The following is an 18307-nucleotide window of genomic DNA, read 5'->3' as shown; positions in this document are numbered from 1 at the left end:
TCTCCCGGGAATGCGCCGGAGCTCGGGCTACGCGACGGCGACGATCTCGAGGAACGTCTGCTCCGTGACGATCTCGATGGTCTGGCCCGTGGCGGCGAGGTCCTTCGCTCGTTGGACCTTCCCGCTGAGGGAGGTTCCGGGGCGCAGCGTTGCGGGGTCGAAGCCGCCCATCACGACCAACGTGGTCTTCTTGGTGACGTTGCCCGAGACAACCGCTCCGAACGAAGCGACGAGCGTCTGCGCCTCGGTGCGGGTGTAACTGTCGAGGTCGCCAGAGAAGCACACCACCTCTCCGAACAGGGGGTGCGCCGGGTCAGCCTCTGCGGCCGGTTGAGGAAGGTCGGCCTTTCGCTGGTACACACGGCCAGCGCGGTTGGTGCCCTTCGACCGGATTGGTACGGCAGCCCACAGTTCGTCGACGCTCTCGACCTGCTGCTCCTCGGCGATTCGCAGGATGATCAGCGCGCAGGCGAGCGAGTCAGCGCCGGCTTCGTGGTGGTGGAAGTCCGGCAACGCAAAGTGTTCGACGACCAGCGGAAGACGGTGGCTGGGCAGTTTGCAGTGATGCCGGACCACGGCGAGCGCATCGAGGAAGTTCAGTTGCGGGTCGAGTGCTCCTGTGAGCGAGTTGGCCGCGTTGTAGACGCCCTTGTCGAAGGGACTGTAGGCGACGACGGGAAGCCCGTTCGTCACGGTGCGCAGCTGCTCAAGGGTCTCGGACCACGTCGGGGCACCGTCGACGTCGTCCGGCCCGATGCCGTGGAGGTACGTGTTGGTGAAGTCCAGCCCAGTGGGCGGTTCGACGTACCAGGACGTCGTGGACTGGACAGCCCCGTCGATGACCGTCGTGAGGCCAACGGCACAAACCGATGCACGGTCGAAGTTGGCCGTTTCGAAGTCGAGGGCGACGAAGCTCAGCGTCATGCTGGTAGCTTAGGTGAGAAAGGCTCGTTCTTTGCTCCGTCTGCCCTCGACTGGAGCGTCCGTCATCGCTCGAGTGTCACCGACAGTCGAGCGAGTGCAGAGGGATCAGCGTCGGCTGCAAAACGGGATGTGGCCCCACCAGCCCAGGCCAGCGGCGGCGAAATCGAGGATGTCGAGGTAAGCGCCAAGTGGTTCGCCGATGTTGAAGTCCGCGACCTCCTGTCCGAACTCTTCTGGAGTCGACTGGTCGCCGGTTGCGTAGGCGTCCGTTCGGTCGATCGTCGTCCACCGGTTGCGGATGATCCCGACGCGAGGACCTTGCCACGGGGAGTCGTAGACGACGCGGAACTCGTCAGCCGTGGCCCAGGCGTCGTGCACGACGACGCTTGCCGCCTCGGTCGGGCCGCCGTCGCGGAGTTTTCGGAGGCATCCGAGCAGAGCCCGCTGACCCCATTCCTCAGCACGAGATGCCTCGAGCTCTGCGATCAGCTCAGCATGTCGAACGCTCTCCATGTGGCGAACGTATCAAGCGAATCGTCCGGCGACGGACCTGGCCTCGATCGGTGCGGCGATGCTTCCGAAACGTGCGCCGACGGAATCAGGCGTCCGCCCAAACTGGACGGTTCAAGAGCCAAGGGTGCCCCTCTGGGAGTCCGACGCGATCGCCGAAGGCGAGGTCTTCGAACCGCGCGGGCAACATGACCGGCACAGCAGCGGTCGGCTGGGCGAGCAGGTCCCACCGATCCTCGTACCGACTCCAAACGCTGATGTGCACACGGGACCTGTCGACACCCGCGTTCCGGGTTCCCGGAACCGCGTCGGGGTCCGTTCGCCAATCTTCATGCGCGATGAAGGCTGCAGCCGCAACGTGGTTTCGGGGAACGATGAACGAACGGGGCGCCGAGACGTAGTCGGACTGTTCCGGCAGGCTCACGAAGACGAACCACTCTCGATCCGAGCGCGCCGTCTGCTGCGAGTTCAAGCCGAGTGGGTAGTTCACGTTGGAGGCTGCTCGAGCCGCTTTGACCTGCACCTCGATCGCGGGGCGCGAGAGGTCCTCGGTGTGCACGGCGAGGATGTCCGTCCGCGCGAGCCCATCGCGCGTCAGCGCGGCACCCCAACCCTGTCGAGCGAGCATCGAACACACCCAGTGTTCCCCAGCGGACTTCGTCATCTTGTTGTCGGCCATCAGTGCTTCCCTTCGATGTGGATGGGCCTATCGACAACGCACGGCGGCATGTTAGGGATTCTCACTTTCCAAGCGCCTCGGGATCCGGGCCGGGCCACGAAACGCGCGCACTCGGCATCGCCGACAGAATGGGTCGGTGCACCAACCGACGCGACCCGCTGTGAGCGCTGAGCGGCGCGCAGTCGACCGCGACATCGTGCGGCTGGCGGTGCCCGCGCTCGGAGCGCTCGTGGTCGAGCCGCTGTTCCTGCTGACCGACACCGCGCTCGTCGGGCACCTCGGGGCGACGCCGCTGGCGGCCGTCGGGCTCGCAAGTGCCGTGCTGTCGACCGTGACCGGGCTCCTGGTGTTCCTGGCGTACTCGACGACCCCGGCCGTGGCGCGGGCGCTCGGCGGGGGCGACCGTCGCGGAGCCGTGCACGCCGGCATCGACGGGATGTGGCTCGCGCTTGCGCTGGGGGCGGTGCTGGCGCTGGTCGGGTGGCCGCTCGCCGGTCCGCTCGTCGACCTGTTCGGCGCCTCGGCCGAGGTGTCGGCGGCCGCGACCGCGTACCTGACCATCTCGCTGATCGGACTGCCCGGGATCCTGGTCGTCACTGCCTCGACCGGGCTGCTGCGTGGGTTGCAGGACACGAAGACCCCGCTCGTCGTCGCGACCGTCGGGTTCGCCGCGAACGGGCTGTTGAACGCCGTCCTGATCTACGGCGCGGGCTGGGGCGTCGAGGGGTCCGCCGCCGGCACGGTCATCGTGCAGTGGGCGATGGCGATCGTCTACGTCCGGATCGCGGTGCGCGCCGCGCGATCGTCGGGAGCGCCGCTGCGGCCCGGCGCCTCGGGCGTCGTCCGGGCGCTGCGGTCCGGAGCCTGGCTGTTCCTGCGGACCGCGTCGTTGCGGATCGCGATGCTCGCGACCGTCGGCGCGGCCGCCGGACTCGGGACCGCGGGACTCGCGACGACGCAGGTCGGGCTGACGGTGTTCTCGACCCTGGCGTTCGCGCTCGACGCCCTGGCCATCGCGGGGCAGGCGCTCGTCGGGCACGGCCTCGGGGCGCGGGATCCTGAGCGGGTACGGCTGGTGACGCGGCGGCTCGTGCTGCTCGGGATCATCGGTGGGGCGCTGCTCGGGGCGCTGACCCTGGCCGTGAGCGGGGTGCTCGGGCCGGTGTTCTCCGACTCGTCCGCCGTGCGGGACGCGCTGCCGCTCGTGCTGGTGCTCATCGCCGTCGGGATGCCGGTCGCCGGGTACGTGTTCGTGCTCGACGGGGTGCTGATCGGCGCCGGGGATGCGCGGTACCTGGCGATCGCGGGCGGTGTGAACTTGGTCGTGTACCTGCCGCTGCTGTGGTGGGTCGGTGGGACGCTCGCCGGGTTGTGGGCAGCGTTCGCCCTCGGGTACATCGGGGTCCGGGCGGTGACGCTCGGGGTGCGCGCGCATCGGCGTGGATGGGTGGAACAGGCGTTGGCGCGGTGAGCGGCTCTTCTGGTCCTGGTGCTGGTGCTGGGGCTTCGCCTGTCGCGTCGTCGTCTTCGGTGGCATCGTCGGCTGTGCTCGCCACGGTCGGGATCGGGGTGCAGGGCGTCGCGAAGCTGCTCGTGACCGTCGTCGTCGGGCGGGTGTTCGGCACCGAGACCCTCGGGCAGACCACGGCGCTGCTGTCACTGTCGGTGTTCGTCGCGCTGCTCTGGCCGAACGCCGCGGGCAACACCGCCTCTCGGTACCTGGCGATCGCGTTGCGGGGTCGGCGGTCGGACGCCGCGGTGAACCGGCTGCTCGGGCTGTCGATGCTGGTGTCGACCGTGGTGCTCGCAGCGGTCACCGTGCCGGTCGCGGTCGCCTGGGGCAACGGCCCCGGCATGGTGCTCGGTGGTGTCGGGGTCGTCGTCGGCTACGGGTTGTACTGCTACGCCCGCGGCGCGCAGCTCGGCTACGGCCGGGCGCCGCGGGTTGCACTCTGGGACTCGGTGACGAGCGTGCTGGCGCTCGGGTTGCTCGTGGTGGCGTGCGTCACCCGCCTCGAGCCGTTCGTGCTGCTGCCGCTCGCCATCGGCTACACGGTGTTCGCGATCGCGTGCTGGCCGCGGGGGAACGGTTTCGGGTCTGCTGCTCGCGAACCCGCCGCCGGGGTGCTCGGGTTCGCGGCGTGGAACGTGCTGGCGGTGGTGACGTCGAACGGGTTGCTGCAGTTGACGATGATCTCGGCGCAGGTGACGTCGTCGGCGCACGAAGCCGGGGTCTACGCCGCGGCGTTCACCCTGGCGACGCCGGCGTCGATGCTCGGGCAGGCGCTGGGGCAGGTGCTCGTGCCGGCGTTCGCGCACCGGACGGATGGTGGGTCGTTGCGGTCTCGCGGAGCGCTGATGCTCGTCGTCGGGTTCGCAGCTGCTTCTGCCGTCGTGTTCGGGCTGGTGGCGCTGCTCGCCGGGTGGTTCCTGCCGATCGTCTACCCCGCCGAGGGCGCTGCCGCCGTGGCGGACCTGCGGTACCTGATGGTCGCGGTGTGGGTGTTCACTGTCGGGCTCGTGCCGGCGGCGCTGCTGCTCGCGTCGGGGCGGTCACGTCAGGTCGCGCTGGCGTCGGTCGCCGGGTTCGTCGTCGGGGCGGTGCTCATGGCGGTGCTCGGGCCCGTCGCGGGGGTCGCGGGTGGGACGACGGGCTTCTTGGTGGGGAGTGCGGTGAACCTGGTCGCGGTGGTGGGGCTCGGAGTGCGGCGGCGCTGAGCCGAGCCACGCCTGATCACGCGGCGGTACCGGTCCAAGAACGTTCACAACACCCGCTGCAACTCACGACACCCGGCCATCGGCTACGCCGACCTGGCGCAGTTGTGTCAGCGCAGCAGCAAGCTACTCGCGTCAACGAGGCGCGGTCCCGAGGAGTGAGCCAGCTTCATCGAGGGCGGAAACACGTGAGGACTGCACGCTCCAGAACAAGCCTTGCGCGGTGCTGATGTCGAGCTGTCCGTATTGCACGACGGGGAGGGTTGGATTGTTCTTGAAGCGCCGGTCGGGGCCGCCCTTGACGTTGACGTACTGCCAGGTCTGGCCAATCAGCTGGGTGTCTTTCGGCACGTGTCCGGGTTGTTCAACGAAGCGGGTCGCTGAGCGCCGCACTGTCAGGTGCCGGTAGCCGACGTCCGAGTAGCGCTTGCCGGAACCCACGAGGAGCCGATCCGGCAAAAAGTAGAGCACCTCTTTCCCCGCCCGGACGGTCGGAATGTCGATATTCGTGGACAGGTACTTCGGCTGCTGGATCCTCGCCTCGGCGGTGACCCGTTGAACGATGGACCCGACGCCGGCGTTGACCTTGTGCTGGTAGGTGGTCTGGACTTGGCCTGACTGGACGGTTCGCCACAGCTTGTCGCTGCTCGACGTTGCATCCCACGAGGTGACAAAACGGTCGAACCAAAGAGCTGCGCTGCCCTCGAGGTCGTAGAAGAGGACAACGTTCTTCCGAAGTCCGTCACGGAGGAAGAGCCACCAACAGCCGGGGATAGCGAGAGCCCAGACGATGAGACCCCACGGCATGAGTGCCGCCCCGATCACGAAAGCGACGATCGCAGCGATCCAGCCCCAGCGGGGTCGTCGCGCAGCCTCATTGAGCTGCTGCACGATGTCGTCACCCCCAGTGGGTCGGAGTTCGAGAGCGGATAGCCCGCTGGTGTCGTCCATGAGGACTTCAGCTGGGTTCCACGGCACAGATGGGACTGGGGGCGCCTCGACTCTGGAGCCACTCCGCCTGGGTTTGGATGACAGGTACATTGCTCCGCTGGAACCAACCCGTACGTAGTTTCCCCGGGGCCCGGAACCAACACGGAGCCCCGGCAATCCCGCGCTGACGCCGATGCCTGACTTTGAAAGGTTGAACCGCAGCGGCCCAGCCTTCACACTCTTGCGGATCGAGATCCCCATGTGCCCCTCCCTAGGGTCTCGCTCATGATGCAGGACGACAGCGTGGGAGGCGAGTGATGGATCCCGTTACTTCACCCGTTGGGCAGCCTTGCCCCCTCATCTGGGGGAGCTTCACTGGGGCCGCGGCCAGTGACCACCGGCAGCGGTGCGAGTACCCCCTCAGTCGACGCGCCTGCCTCGTATCCAGCGCGTCACTACGTTGGGTGCCTTAACTTCGGCCGCGCCAGACACCTCGAGAGAGCATCCGAATCACGATTGAAACGAAGCCGGCCCCGATCCGAAACGAAGCCCGCCCCTAACACCTGCTGGCCGTGTCGGAAGCCGACCGTAGCATCGCGGATAGCTCACGTCCGTGAGCGCTGATGGCAAAGGAGCCAATCATGCGAGTTGCCGCGTACCACTCGACCAACCAGTCGGATCCCGACGTCCACCACGTGGACAACGACTGCCCGGTCGGAAGACAGATACCGTCCTACAACAGACAGCCCGGAACCAACGGCTGGCGCCGCTGCGATCGCTGCAAGTAGAAGGTGCCGCGGGCTTAGGCGAAACAGCCTTTGCCCGCGGCGACCTACCGACGCCCGGACGGACGGTCTGAAACACGCTGACCGGTCGAGTCCTGCTAGCCCCCGATCAGGCGCTCCTGCGACGCGGGCCGCCCGCAAAGCGAGACCTCTGTGAACGGCCTAACCACGATCGCCTCCTCTTCCACAACCATCGTGACGCGGCGCGCTTCCACCTATCCCCTAAGCCGTGCGTGAACACCACACAACTGGCCGATCCCAGTCCCCTACGCCACTAGACGTGCGCCAGACGACGTCCACCGACCACTCCACCGGAGAGCCACGCCCATGGGTGCGCTCACCTGCGCACGCCCGAATCGCCTAGAGTCTGCTCTGAAGGAGACTCAACTTGCCACGAAAGCCGCTCTCAACACCTCAGCTCAAAGTTCTATTGATGCGCTCCGGTCAAATTTGCGCCTTTGATGGCTGCAATGAATTACTATGGGAAGAAGCTGGTGACCCGCGGGATCAGGACACAGTAGTTTTCGAGATCGCACACATCCTTGCCGCGAGCCCGGGCGGGGCGCGTTATGACGAAAACCAGGACGACGATGAACGGGTCGACATATCGAATCTGATGCTCCTTTGCGATCGGCATCACAAGATCATCGATTCACAACGAGCCGCATATCCTGCCGAACGCCTGTTCGCGATGAAGACAAAGCACGAACAGGCCGTAAGCCGTGGACAGCGCTATGCAATGAATGCCGTGGGTTTTATCGAACTTGAGGCGGTTTGTTCATCGTTGCGCCTAACTATCGCGCAAGCACCTTCGACTTTAGAACCACTGACACTACCGCCGGGCGTCGCTGATAAGATCAGAATCAATAGCTTGGGTCATTCCTCGGAAGCCATGATCAAAAGCGGACTATCCAAGACTACTGCAGTAGCGGACTTTATCACCTTCAGTGAGAAAGGGAACCCTGGTTACTCACAGCGCCTGCGGCTCTGGTTCAAGGCGAAATACGCCGGGGGTATTCTTTCGAATCTGTCGGGAGACGACCTCTTTGATTTCATTTATTCCGAAGCCCTGGAGAATGCTGGGGTGAATCGGAACGAACTACTAGAAGCAGCCGCCATCGCCGTGATAGTCCATCTCTTCGAGATATGCGAGATATTCGAGTCCGCACATGCTGCTTCCTGACAAGTACATTACCCCTGCAGCGTCCTTACTCGGAACGGGACTGCTCTTCTGGGATGCAATGCCGGGTGCCGTAACTATTGGCGAGGGCTGGTACCTTTACCGGACCACAATCGACTCGACAGCGAGCTTCTTTCGATACGTCCTCATGCTCGACGTGCTGTTCACGTTGGAGCGAATCGATTGCACTGAAAATATTCTTACCAAAAGGACCTCTGTTGCTAATTGAGATTGCTGCAAACAAGGCCGAGTTTGAACCGATCTCCTTCCGGTCCGGCATGAACGTCATACTCGCAGATCGTACGGCAGAAGCCAGTAAGACGGATAGTCGCAATGCGCGCGGCAAGTCCAGCATCCTCGCCGCCATCAATTACTGCCTAGGATCGAACTTCCCGTCGGAGTTTGAACCCCTCGGAACAGATGGCTGGGCTTTCGTGCTCACACTCGGCATCGACAACGGAGTCGTGCGAATCACTAGAAGCTGCTCAACTCCACGCAGTCGAGTCTCGGTGGAGCACCTCTCAGGACCTGCACCCGCTTGGCTCTCTCTCCTCGAGGAAAGCACCCTTCGGGTGGATACCTGGAAGCAAATCCTGGGTTGGAAATGGTTCGGTCTACCAGATGAAATTGACGATGACGAGAAGGCACGCGTTTCTTCCCGGACGCTACTTGGCTACTTGATAAGGCGTAGCGCACCCGACGACCCCACGAAAATTTTTCCTCAACAACCGGCCCGTTCTTCTCGCATCCACACAGCGTACCTTCTCGGTTTGGACTGGGAGGTTAGTCATCGACTAGCCGACCTCAAGGACGAGCAGCAGCTATATAAGGCCATCGATTCTGCAGCTGCATCAAAGTTCTTGTCCGGCACAGTAGGCAGTGAGGATGACCTACTGATGGAACGCCAGGAAGCCGCCATCGCACGGGACAGGGTAGCCGAGCAGACCCGAGAATTTGTATTGCTCGACGACCCAAACGACCTGGTTTCACAGGCTGATTCGTTAACATCCGAAGTGAACGGTCTACGCAATGAGGCGTACATGGCGCGTCAGATCATCACGCTTCACGAGGCGTCTCTCGCCGATTCAGAGGCAACGACTTCCGATGAGACGCTCGCCCTCCTGCGTGCGGAGATGATCGAGGCTTTTACCGATGGTGCGCGACTCCGCTTAGATCAGGTAGGAGAGTTTCACAGTCGGGTCTACGGAAACCGGGCGGCATACCTGGGCCAAGAAATTGAAGATCTTCGGGCTCGCTTGAGAGATTACGAGCGACGGCTGACCTCCGCACTAGAGCGACGCACAGCCATCCTCCGACAGATAAACGCGGGCGGAGTGCTGGATGAACTACTCGCCCTTCAGCGATCTCATATCGAGCTAGACGCACATGTTCGTGACCTCGATATGCAGATCGACGCGCTGCGACGGTGGGATCGGGCTCGCGAAGAGCTTAACGTGACCAAGAGCGCGTTGCGCGCTAGGGCCTCCGAGACACTGACTGCTGAGCAACCTAACGTGGATCGATTCGCTCGCCGTTTCGATTTCCTAATTAGGTCGCTTTACGGTAAGGGTGGGGCCATGACTGTACGGGTAGATGATGATGGTTACAAGGTGGCATTGCGAGTTCCGGCATCAGCCAGTACCGGGGTCAGCAAGATGAAGCTCTTTAGTTACGATCTAACCCTACTGACAGAATCAGATAGCCGCGTCCATCCCAAGTTCCTCGTTCACGATTCCGTGGTCTTCGATGGGGTCGATACGGTTCAGGTACAAACCGCTTTGGAGACGGTTCGTGAAATTGTTCAAAATCAAAGCAACACTGATTTTCAGTACATCGTGACTCTAAATAGCAATGAGGTTCCCGCAGAGTTCAACGAGTCTCCATGGTTCGGAAGCTCCGTGCGCCGTCGGATTTTAGAAACCGAGATCGGCGGAGCGTTCGGTGTAGTTTTCTAGATCTGGATCGGCTGCATGCGCGCAACTCAAAGGTGGAAGTTCCATCGTGACCGCTTTAGCCCGATGCTAGATGCAGTCGATTGCGACGCGTGCGTTAGTAGGTAGCCGGGTTGGGCGGCGGCCCCGTCGTGTCCCCCACCCGCAACTCCGACGTGAACGATGCCGGCTGCGGCTCCGCCCCCTCGAGCATGGCCAGCGCAGCACGAGCGGCAGCTTGGCCCTTCTGCACGAAAGGCTGCACCAGGGTGGTCAGGTGCCGGATCGGGGTCCGGTGCAACAGGCTGTCGTCCACCGTGATGCCGTCGAACCCGACGACGCTGACGTCCTCGGGCACCCGCAGCCCGGCGTCGAGAGCGGCCGAGATCACCCCGACGGCGATCAGGTCACTCTGCGCGATGACCGCGGTCGGCCGTGGCCCGTCCGCGGCGAACAGCTCGACACCAGCCAGACGTCCTTCTTCCACCGAGCTGCCAGCAGTCTCGATCGCCGCGGCGGAGGGGTAGACCTCGCGCACACCGCGGAGCCGTTCGAGCGTGGTGAACGCGATGCCCGAGGCGAACCGGTCGTCGTCGATCGGCCCCCGCCGACGAGCAGCGTCGAGCGGCAGCGTCACCACCGTGACGTCGGCGTGCCCGAGGTCCTGCAGGTACGCAGCAGCACGGCGCGAGGCATCCCGGTTGTCGAGCTGGACGGGCACGGCACCCTCGATCTCGTCCGCCTCGATCGCGACGACGGGGATCTGTCGACGCCGCAGCACCGCCACGGCCGGGTCGATCCGGACGTTGCACCCCACGAGCACGACGGCGTCCATCGGGGCATCCACCAGCGGGCCGGCACCCTGCTCATCGTCGAGCGGACTCCGGACCAGCAAGAGCGAAGCCCCCGCAGCCCCGGCCACCTCGGCGATGCCGTCGAGCGTCAGGACGTTCACCGGATCGCGGAAGGCGTCGCTCAAGCGTTCGTCCATCACGACACCGATGACACCGGAACGGCCTCGGCGGAGCGAACGCGCACGGGGGTCGGGGCCGCCATAGCCGAGCTCGGCGGCGGCGGCGAGCACGCGTGCCTTGGCGTCCTCGGACACCGGGCCGCTGCCGCTGAACGCGAGCGAGGCCGTCGACGGCGCGACACCGGCGGCACGGGCGACCGCGGCCAGCGTCGGGCGCGACCGACGGGTGACGCCGCCGCGGGAAGGCGACGCGCCGAGTGCTGTTGCCGGTTCGTCCATCGCCGGTTAGCGTAGCGGGAGCAAGCGGTCGAATCGATTCGATAGCGGCCGACCCAGAACAAAACGCGCAGCGCGACCCGCACGACGACCACCAGCAACGAAGCACGATGGGACCACCATGACGACGCCGTCCACCCGCACCGTTCCGACCACCAGGGCCTGGATCATCGCGGTGTTCGTGGTGTTCACCCTGTCCGGGCTCGACATCGCGACGTGGCTCGGCCGGATCCCGAGCGTCCGCGACTCATTGGGCGCGAGCACGTTCGAGATGGGTCTGCTCGTCCTGGGCATGGCCGTCGGTTCCATCGGTGGCCTGACCTTCGCCGGCCACATCGTCGCCAAGCTCGGCGCACGGCGCGGGCTCCAGATCGCCGCCGCCTGCCTGGCGCTCGGCATGGTCTTCGCCGGCATCGCGGTCACGCTCGAGTGGGGCTTCGCCGCCATCTGGATCGCGCTGATCGCCTTCGGGTTCGGCAACGGCCTGTGCGACGTGTCGATGAACGTCTCCGGAGCCGCCGCCGAGAAGGCCGGCGGGCGAACGATCATGCCGCTGTTCCACGCAGCATTCAGCCTCGGCACGCTGGCCGGCGCCGGGCTCGGTGCCCTGGCCGAGCGGCTCGAGATCCCGGTCTCCGTGCACTTCATCGTGCTGGTCGTCATCACGAGCGCCGTGATGCTCGTCGCCGTCACGAAGTTCCAGGACGAGCACCGCTTCGCCGAGCAGGTCTCCACCGACACCAGCCCGGTCGCGACGCCGCTCACGCGCATGCAGGTCTGGGCACAGCCGTCCACGATCTTGATCGGCGTGATCGTGCTCGGCATGGCCCTGGCCGAGGGCTCCGCGAACGACTGGCTGCCGCTCGCGATGATCGACGGCCACGGGCTCGACAACGCTGCCGGCGCCGGGGTGCTCACGGTGTTCCTCGCCGCGATGACCGTCGGCCGCGTCGCCGGCAGCCCCCTCATCGACAAGTTCGGGCGCGTGCCGATCCTGCGCATCAGCGCCGCCGTCGCGGTGGTCGGCCTCGGCATGCTCATCTTCATCGACAACGTGCCGCTCGCGATCGTGGGCGTCGTGCTCTGGGGCCTCGGTGCCAGCCTCGGCTTCCCGATGGGCATGTCGGCCGCCGCCGACGACCCCCGCACCGCCGCCGCGAAGGTCAGCGCCGTCGCGACCATCGGGTACGTGGCGTTCCTGGCCGGGCCGCCACTCATCGGGTTCCTCGGCGAGCACGTCGGACTGCTCGGTGCGCTCCTGGTCGTCTTCGTGTTCATCATCGCGGCGGGACTCGCGTCGGGTGCCGCCCGTGAGACCGGCGCCGCCGCCAGGCCGACCCGCGGGGGCGGCGACGGACACGGCGGGGGCGAGCCGCGCCTCCCGGCCGACAGCGCTGACCACGCCGACAACGCTGACAACGCGACGAGCGCTGCCAACGCAACCAGCGCTGCCGACGCGACGAGCGCGCCGTCCGGGTCGGGACGCGACGCCCGTTAGGCTTCCCGGGTGCGTCTCGTCATCGCCCGCTGCTCCGTCGACTACGCCGGCCGGCTCTCAGCCCACCTGCCGCTCGCGACCCGTCTGCTCATGCTCAAGGCGGACGGATCGCTGCTCGTGCACTCCGACGGTGGCAGCTACAAGCCGCTGAACTGGATGAGCCCGCCGTGCTCGATCGAGATGAGCGAGCCCGACGAGGAGCAGGCCGTCGGCGGCATCACCGAGGTCTGGACGGTGACGCAGAAGAAGACCCAGGACCGCCTGATCGTGTCCATCCACGAGGTCATCGCGGACCAGACCCACGACCTCGGCGTCGACCCGGGCCTGGTGAAGGACGGGGTCGAGGCGCACCTGCAGCAGCTCCTCGCGGAGCAGATCGAACTGCTCGGCGACGGCCACACGCTGGTCCGCCGCGAGTACATGACCGCCATCGGGCCGGTCGACATCCTGGCGCGCGACGACGCCGGCGCGAGCGTCGCGGTCGAGATGAAGCGCAACGCCAACATCGACGCGGTCGAGCAGCTCACGCGCTACCTCGAGCTCATGAACCGCGATCCGCACCTGCGGCCGGTGCAGGGCGTGCTGGCGGCGCAGACGGTGGCGCCGCAGGCGCGCACCCTCGCCGAGGACCGCGGCATCCGCGTCCTCGTGCTCGACTACGACGCGATGCGCGGCATCGAGGGCGGGCACACCCGCCTGTTCTGAGCGCGGTCGCGGCGCAGCGCGTTGATGCGTTGCCCGCCGCCCGACCGGGAGGCCCGGCGCACGTCCGCCCCGTCGCCCACGGCACCCGGGTGGTCCCGTCGACCGCCGCAGGTAGGGTGGGCAGGACATGACCAGCCCGTTCTCCGCCATCCTGTTCGACCTCGACGGCACCATCAGCGACTCCGCGCCGGGCATCCTCGAGAGTCTGACGCACACCTTCCGCACCGTCGGCGTCCCGGTGCCCGACCACGACACCCTGATGTCGTTCGTCGGCCCGCCGATCATGGACACGTTCCGGGTCGCGATGGGCATGGACGAGGCGCAGGCGGAGCACACCCTCGCTGTGTACCGCGAGCACTACTTCTCGCACGGCGCCCTCGACTCGACGATGTTCCCCGGCATCGACGTCGTGCTCCGCACCCTGCACGACGCCGGGCTGCCGATCTCGACCGCGACGAGCAAGCCCGAGACGCCGGCGACGTACATCCTCGAGCACTACGGGCTCACCGGCGACATCGACATCATCACGGGCGCCAGCGACGACGAGGTCCGGTCGAGCAAGGCCGACGTCGTCGAGGAAGCGCTGCGCCGCCTCGACGCCCGCGGGTTCGACATCAGCCGTCCGGTGCTCATCGGCGACCGGGTGCACGACGTCGAGGGCGCCACGGTGCACGGTGTCCCGGTGGTCTTCGCCGAGTGGGGGTACGGCTCCCCCGCCGAGGCCGAGGGCACCATCGCCACGGCCGCCACCCCGCTCGACCTGCTCCCGATCCTGCTGCCGTGACGGGCGGGACCGACGCGACGAGCGGTCACGGCCGGACCGGCGCGACGCGGCAGGGGCTGCGTGCCGCCGCGTGGGTGTTGCCCGCCGCCATCGTCCTCATCGCCCTGAACTTCCGCGGGCCGATCGTCGCGACGGCTCCGGTCATCGGCGACGTCCGGCTCGACCTCGGCCTGACGTCCACGATCGCCGGGCTGCTGACGACGATCCCCGTGCTCTGCTTCGCCCTGGCGACGCCGTTCGCCAGCTGGGTCATCGCCAAGGCCGACCCCGAGCGTGCGGTGTCCCTGTCGCTCGTCATCGTGCTCGCCGGGACCGTGGTGCGCTCGATGCCGTCGTCGGCCGCACTGCTCATCGGCACCGCGGTGATCGGCATCGGCATCACGATCGGCAACGTGGTGATCCCCGTCGTCATCCGGCGGGACACCTCGCCGGAACGCGTCGGCCTGGTCACCGGCGTCTACACGTCGGCGCTCAACGTCGGGTCGATGATCACGTCGCTCGCGACCGCTCCCCTGGCGGCGCTGTGGGGCTGGCCGATCGCCATCGCCGTGTGGGCGGTCTTCGCGGTCATCGCCGGGTTCGCCTGGACGTACGCGGTGGGTGCCCGGGCCGCGTGGCGCCGCCCGGTGCGCTCGGACGACGACGAACCCCTGCCGATCACCGGGCCGATCGACCAGGTGCTCGACACCGGGGCGATCCGGACGATCCGCGCCGACCGGGCCGCGGCGGCCGCTGCTGCCACCGCCGCCGAGCCGGTCCGCCCCGCTCGACGACTCATCACGTGGGGTCTCACGCTGGCCTTCGGCGGCCAGGCGTTCTCGTACTACGCCCTGACCGCCTGGATCCCGACCCTGCTGCACGACGAGATCGGCTTCTCGAAGGCGTCGTCCGGGGCGAGCTCGTCGGTGTTCCAGATCCTGGCCGTGGTCGGTGCGCTCGGGGTCCCGCTGCTCGCGGCGAAGTGGCGGCCGGCGGCGATCATCGCGCTCGTCGGGACGCTGTGGTTGGCGATGCCGCTCGGGCTGCTGTTCGCCCCGCAGCTCTGGCTGCTGTGGTCGGTGCTCGGCGGCGCGGCCCAGGGCGGCGGCATCACCGTGATCTTCATCGTGATCGTGCGGATCGTGTCGAGCGACGCCGATGCCCGTCGGATGTCCGCGTTCGTGCAGGGCGGCGGGTACCTGATCGGTTCGGCCGGACCGCTCGTCGCGGGCGCGCTGCACGGTGCGACCGGCGACTGGACGGCACCGCTGCTCGTCGTGCTCGTGTCGGTGCTGACGCTCGGGGTCGTCGGCACGATCGCCGCGCGCCGCGTGTCCTGAGGGGCGCCGCGCCCGCTACCCGGCGGCGAGCACCTCGCGCAGCGACATCGGCGCCCTGCCCGTGATGCGTTCGACGTCGCCGGACACGTGCGCAAGCGCCCCCTCGGCGATCGCCGTGTAGGTGCTCACCCACGCATCGGCCTGCCACGGCTCGGGGTTCCACTGCGCCCGAGACGCGTACGCCTCGTCCAACGTCTCCGGGTGGTAGGTCACCGTGCGGCCGCGCACCTCGGACACCACCGCAGCGGCTTCGGCGAGTGTGATCGCCGCGGGCCCGGTCAGCTCGTAGGTGCGGTCCACGTGCGCTCCCGGGTCCTGCAGCACGGTGGTCGCGACCCGTGCGACGTCCGCACGTGCGACCGCCGCCATGGCGCCGTCGCCTGCCGGCCCGCGGATCACGCCGTCCTCGCCGACCAGGTCCTCGACGAAGTCCAGGTAGAAGCTGTCCCGCAGGAACGTGTACGCCGTGTCGGTCGCGCGGATCGCCTGCTCGGTCGCCCAGTGGTCGCGCCCGAGGGTGAAGGTCGCGTCCTCGGCCGCGCCGAGGAACGACGTGTAGACGACGTGTCGCACGCCGGCTTCGGCAGCTGCTGCGACGAAGGTGCGGTGCTGGTCGAGCCGGTCCTCGGCCTCGGCCGCCGACACCATCAGGAGCACGTCGACCCCCTCGAGCGCCGCGCGGCTGGCGTCGGCGTCGGCGAACGTGGCGACCGCGACCTCGGCGCCCGGCAGCTCCGGGGCGCGCGCTGCGTCGCGCACGATCATCCGGAACGGAACGCCGTCCGCGGCGAGCGCGCGTGCGACGGCGCCCCCGATGTTGCCGGTCGCTCCGGTGATGGCGATGGTCATGGTCGCTCCTTCGATCGGTGTCACGTCGTTCTGCTGGTCACGTCCGAACCGTCCTGGAGGCACGGGTCACCGTGGGCGCGACCCTCGCCGCGTTCACGCCGTCGACCTCCACCGCCCACGCGCGCGCCGCGTCGTGGTCGCGTCCGTGCCGCATGTGCCGACCGACCAGGCGGTCGACCCGCACCCCGTCGTCGACGGCGCAGAACCAGGTCTCGGTGAACAGGTTGCCGAGCGCTGCCCACGGTTCGGCGTCGTCGAGCAGGTAGTTCCCCTCGGAGACCACGAGCCGGGCGGTCGGCGGGACGGCGATGCTGCCGGCGACGGGCTCGTCGATGCGGCGGTCGAAGTCCGGCGCCCAAACGGTGCTGTCGGCAGCGACGAGTCGTCGGACGAGAGCGACGTACCCGTCGGCGTCGAAGGTGTCGACGGCGCCCTTGCGGTCGTGCCGGCCGAGGGCGTCGAGCGCCGCGTTCGACAGGTGGAAGCCGTCCATCGGCACCTGCACCGCTGTGCCGTCCCCGAGTCGCTCGTCGACGGCGGCGACCACGCGGCGGGCCAGGGTCGACTTGCCGGCACCGGGAGCACCCGCGATGCCGAGCACTGCCCGTGGCCCCGCCGAGGCCAGCTCGACCGCACGCTCGACGGCGTCGTCGACGCTGCTGTCCGGGTGGCTCACGGCCCCATCCTGGCAGAGCGCGCCGACACCGGACCGGGGTGGTTCACTGGCCGCATGGTCGATGCGACGAAGGCGTTCAGCGGGTTCTCGGTACGGGACGTCCCGGAGGCGAAGGCGTTCTACCAGGACGTCCTGGGGGTCGAGGTCACCGAGGACCACGGCATGCTCTTCCTGCAGCTCGGCGACGGCCACGGTGTCCTCGTCTACCCGAAGGGCCCTGCGCACGAACCGGCTGCCTTCACGGTGCTGAACTTCCCGGTGCCGGACGTCGACGCCGCGGTGGACGAGCTCACCGAGAAGGGCGTCGCGTTCCTGCAGTACGAGGGGATGACCGACGAGAAGGGCGTGAACCGCAAGGGCGGCCCGCTCATCGCCTGGTTCACCGACCCGTCGGGCAACGTCCTGAGCGTCGTCGCCGAGTAGCGAGTCGCGTCAGCGGGTGAGCGCGCCCGCCCACGCCAGTGCGACGGGCACGAGCAGCCCGTGCCGGTGGTGCGGGAGCTCGGCGATGGGCAGCCAGCGCGACTCGTCGGTCGACCCGTTGATCTCGTCGCGCAGTGCGCCGCCGACGACCGTCGCGCGGAACACGACCTGCACGGCCTTCATCGGGCGCCCGTTGGCGTGGATCCGGCGCTCGGCGGGGACGACGTGGTGCCGGACGCCGAGCAGGGCACCGACCTCCGACTCGTACCCGGTCTCCTCGCGGACCTCGCGCACGACGGCCTGCTCGACGGTCTCGTCGAACTCGACGCCGCCGCCCGGCAAGGTCCACGTGCCGGCTTCGGGGAAGCGCAGCTTCGCCAGGAGCACCCGGTCACCGTCCGTAATCACGCCGTACGCGGCGAGCCGGGTGTCGTAGTCGGTGTACTCCATGGGGCCGACCATGCCAGGTGGGCGAGCCGACGCAGGCAAGCCGCGCCGTGCCTCCCGTCCGTGCTCCCGCGCGGATCGGTCAGGCGTCGACGCGCGCTGCCGCCCAACCGACTCGCATCCGCGCGACGGCGCGGTCGAAGCCGCTCAGCGGCTCGGCGCCGTCGCGGACCATCGCCTGCAGCTGCAGCCCCTCGAACAGTGCCATGAGCTGCTCGGCTGCGTGCCGGGGCGAGGCGCCGCGCGGTTCGCGGGCAGCGACGACGTCACGGACCAGGGCGAGGGTGAGGTCCTCGAACGCCCGGGTGTACTGGGTGCGGAACCACCCGGCTGCGGGGTGGCCGGGGTTCGACGCGGCGCTGAGCACGGCGATCCGGAGCCGGACGAGGGCCGGGTCCGTGATGCCGGCCTCGAGCCGGGCGCGCAGGTACGCGACGGCACCGTCTCGTTCGGCGACGGGCCACAGCGCGAGTCGGCTGCCGTTGTTCCACCGGTCGATGACCGCGACGACGAGGAGTTCCCACATCGGGAACGCTCGGCCGACCTCGGCGACCGGCACCCCGGCGTGCTCGGCGACCTCGTCCGGTCCGACCCGGTGGAAGTCCGTCGCGCGGTACGCCTCGATCGCACCGGACACGATGCGTGCACGGAGATCGGCGTCGGGCGTGGGCATGCTGACGATTGTCCGGTCCCGGGGGAGACC

18 protein-coding genes and 1 pseudogene are annotated in these 18307 nt (G+C 67.7%); 9 read left to right on the top strand and 10 right to left on the bottom strand.

What is annotated here, in order from left to right; genetic code table 11:
* Positions 1-27: 27 nt before the first annotated feature.
* The 3 genes from ABH929_RS02700 to ABH929_RS02690 form a co-directional block, all read right to left on the bottom strand.
* The gene (locus ABH929_RS02700) at positions 28-924 is read right to left on the bottom strand and encodes an exonuclease domain-containing protein (RefSeq protein ID WP_404560028.1); all 897 of its coding nucleotides are present in this window, start codon (positions 922-924) and stop codon (positions 28-30) included.
* Between the two features lie 105 nt (positions 925-1029).
* Complete coding sequence (locus tag ABH929_RS02695) at positions 1030-1437, bottom strand: hypothetical protein (protein WP_404560027.1); 408 nt, start codon at positions 1435-1437, stop codon at positions 1030-1032.
* Positions 1438-1522: 85 nt separating this feature from the next.
* Positions 1523-2113: a hypothetical protein gene (locus ABH929_RS02690; RefSeq protein WP_404560026.1), complete on the bottom strand. Its 591-nt coding sequence runs from the start codon at positions 2111-2113 to the stop codon at positions 1523-1525.
* A gap of 160 nt (positions 2114-2273) precedes the next feature.
* Here ABH929_RS02690 and ABH929_RS02685 point away from each other — a divergent pair, with 160 nt between their 5' ends.
* Together ABH929_RS02685 and ABH929_RS02680 are read left to right on the top strand one after the other, a co-directional pair.
* Entirely contained in the window at positions 2274-3584 is a 1311-nt protein-coding gene (locus ABH929_RS02685) for an MATE family efflux transporter (protein ID WP_404560025.1), read from the top strand.
* A gap of 74 nt (positions 3585-3658) precedes the next feature.
* Positions 3659-4831, top strand: coding sequence for a lipopolysaccharide biosynthesis protein (locus tag ABH929_RS02680; protein WP_404560024.1), 1173 nt, complete (start codon positions 3659-3661; stop codon positions 4829-4831).
* 132 nt (positions 4832-4963) lie between these two features.
* Here ABH929_RS02680 and ABH929_RS02675 read toward each other — a convergent pair whose 3' ends face one another.
* Positions 4964-5779 (bottom strand): hypothetical protein, encoded by an 816-nt coding sequence (locus ABH929_RS02675; protein ID WP_404560472.1) that lies wholly within the window; start codon positions 5777-5779, stop codon positions 4964-4966.
* Between the two features lie 105 nt (positions 5780-5884).
* Positions 5885-6019: pseudogene (locus ABH929_RS02670) on the bottom strand (DUF4236 domain-containing protein); the annotation flags it as partial.
* 912 nt (positions 6020-6931) lie between these two features.
* Here ABH929_RS02670 and ABH929_RS02665 point away from each other — a divergent pair.
* A complete protein-coding gene (locus tag ABH929_RS02665) occupies positions 6932-7726 on the top strand; it encodes an ABC-three component system protein (protein WP_404560023.1) in 795 nt (264 codons plus the stop codon).
* A 215-nt stretch (positions 7727-7941) separates the two neighbouring features.
* On the top strand, positions 7942-9678 hold the full coding sequence (locus ABH929_RS02660) for a DUF2326 domain-containing protein (protein WP_404560022.1): 1737 nt from the start codon (positions 7942-7944) through the stop codon (positions 9676-9678).
* Between the two features lie 94 nt (positions 9679-9772).
* On the opposite strand, the gene ABH929_RS02655 is transcribed toward ABH929_RS02660, so the two are convergent.
* Positions 9773-10906, bottom strand: coding sequence for a LacI family DNA-binding transcriptional regulator (locus tag ABH929_RS02655; protein ID WP_404560021.1), 1134 nt, complete (start codon positions 10904-10906; stop codon positions 9773-9775).
* 118 nt (positions 10907-11024) lie between these two features.
* On the opposite strand from ABH929_RS02655, the gene ABH929_RS02650 reads away from it, so the two are divergent.
* From ABH929_RS02650 to ABH929_RS02635, 4 genes are all read left to right on the top strand, one after another.
* Positions 11025-12401, top strand: a complete 1377-nt coding sequence (locus ABH929_RS02650) for an MFS transporter (protein WP_404560020.1) — start codon at positions 11025-11027, stop codon at positions 12399-12401.
* A 9-nt stretch (positions 12402-12410) separates the two neighbouring features.
* The gene (gene nucS, locus ABH929_RS02645; protein ID WP_123311144.1) at positions 12411-13106 is read left to right on the top strand and encodes an endonuclease NucS; all 696 of its coding nucleotides are present in this window, start codon (positions 12411-12413) and stop codon (positions 13104-13106) included.
* A gap of 127 nt (positions 13107-13233) precedes the next feature.
* A complete protein-coding gene (locus ABH929_RS02640) occupies positions 13234-13890 on the top strand; it encodes an HAD hydrolase-like protein (protein ID WP_123294473.1) in 657 nt (218 codons plus the stop codon).
* Entirely contained in the window at positions 13887-15209 is a 1323-nt protein-coding gene (locus ABH929_RS02635; protein ID WP_404560019.1) for a CynX/NimT family MFS transporter, read from the top strand. The genes ABH929_RS02640 and ABH929_RS02635 overlap by 4 nt, the downstream gene beginning before the upstream one ends.
* A gap of 15 nt (positions 15210-15224) precedes the next feature.
* Here the strand turns inward: ABH929_RS02635 and ABH929_RS02630 are convergent, their stop codons facing one another.
* Together ABH929_RS02630 and ABH929_RS02625 are read right to left on the bottom strand one after the other, a co-directional pair.
* Positions 15225-16058, bottom strand: coding sequence for an SDR family oxidoreductase (locus tag ABH929_RS02630; RefSeq protein WP_404560018.1), 834 nt, complete (start codon positions 16056-16058; stop codon positions 15225-15227).
* Positions 16059-16095: 37 nt separating this feature from the next.
* Positions 16096-16734 (bottom strand): nucleoside/nucleotide kinase family protein, encoded by a 639-nt coding sequence (locus ABH929_RS02625; RefSeq protein ID WP_404560017.1) that lies wholly within the window; start codon positions 16732-16734, stop codon positions 16096-16098.
* A 54-nt stretch (positions 16735-16788) separates the two neighbouring features.
* On the opposite strand from ABH929_RS02625, the gene ABH929_RS02620 reads away from it, so the two are divergent.
* Positions 16789-17157, top strand: a complete 369-nt coding sequence (locus ABH929_RS02620; RefSeq protein ID WP_404560016.1) for a VOC family protein — start codon at positions 16789-16791, stop codon at positions 17155-17157.
* 9 nt (positions 17158-17166) lie between these two features.
* Here ABH929_RS02620 and ABH929_RS02615 read toward each other — a convergent pair whose 3' ends face one another.
* Positions 17167-17607: an NUDIX hydrolase gene (locus tag ABH929_RS02615; RefSeq protein WP_111083749.1), complete on the bottom strand. Its 441-nt coding sequence runs from the start codon at positions 17605-17607 to the stop codon at positions 17167-17169.
* Between the two features lie 79 nt (positions 17608-17686).
* Positions 17687-18277, bottom strand: a complete 591-nt coding sequence (locus ABH929_RS02610) for a TetR/AcrR family transcriptional regulator (protein WP_404560015.1) — start codon at positions 18275-18277, stop codon at positions 17687-17689.
* Positions 18278-18307 lie beyond the last annotated feature (30 nt).

The organism is Curtobacterium sp. AB7 (assembly GCF_044909335.1).
Classification (GTDB): Bacteria; Actinomycetota; Actinomycetes; order Actinomycetales; family Microbacteriaceae; genus Curtobacterium.
The sequence above is the reverse complement of the archived record's forward strand: the minus strand, read 5'-3'. Positions and strand labels throughout refer to the sequence as shown.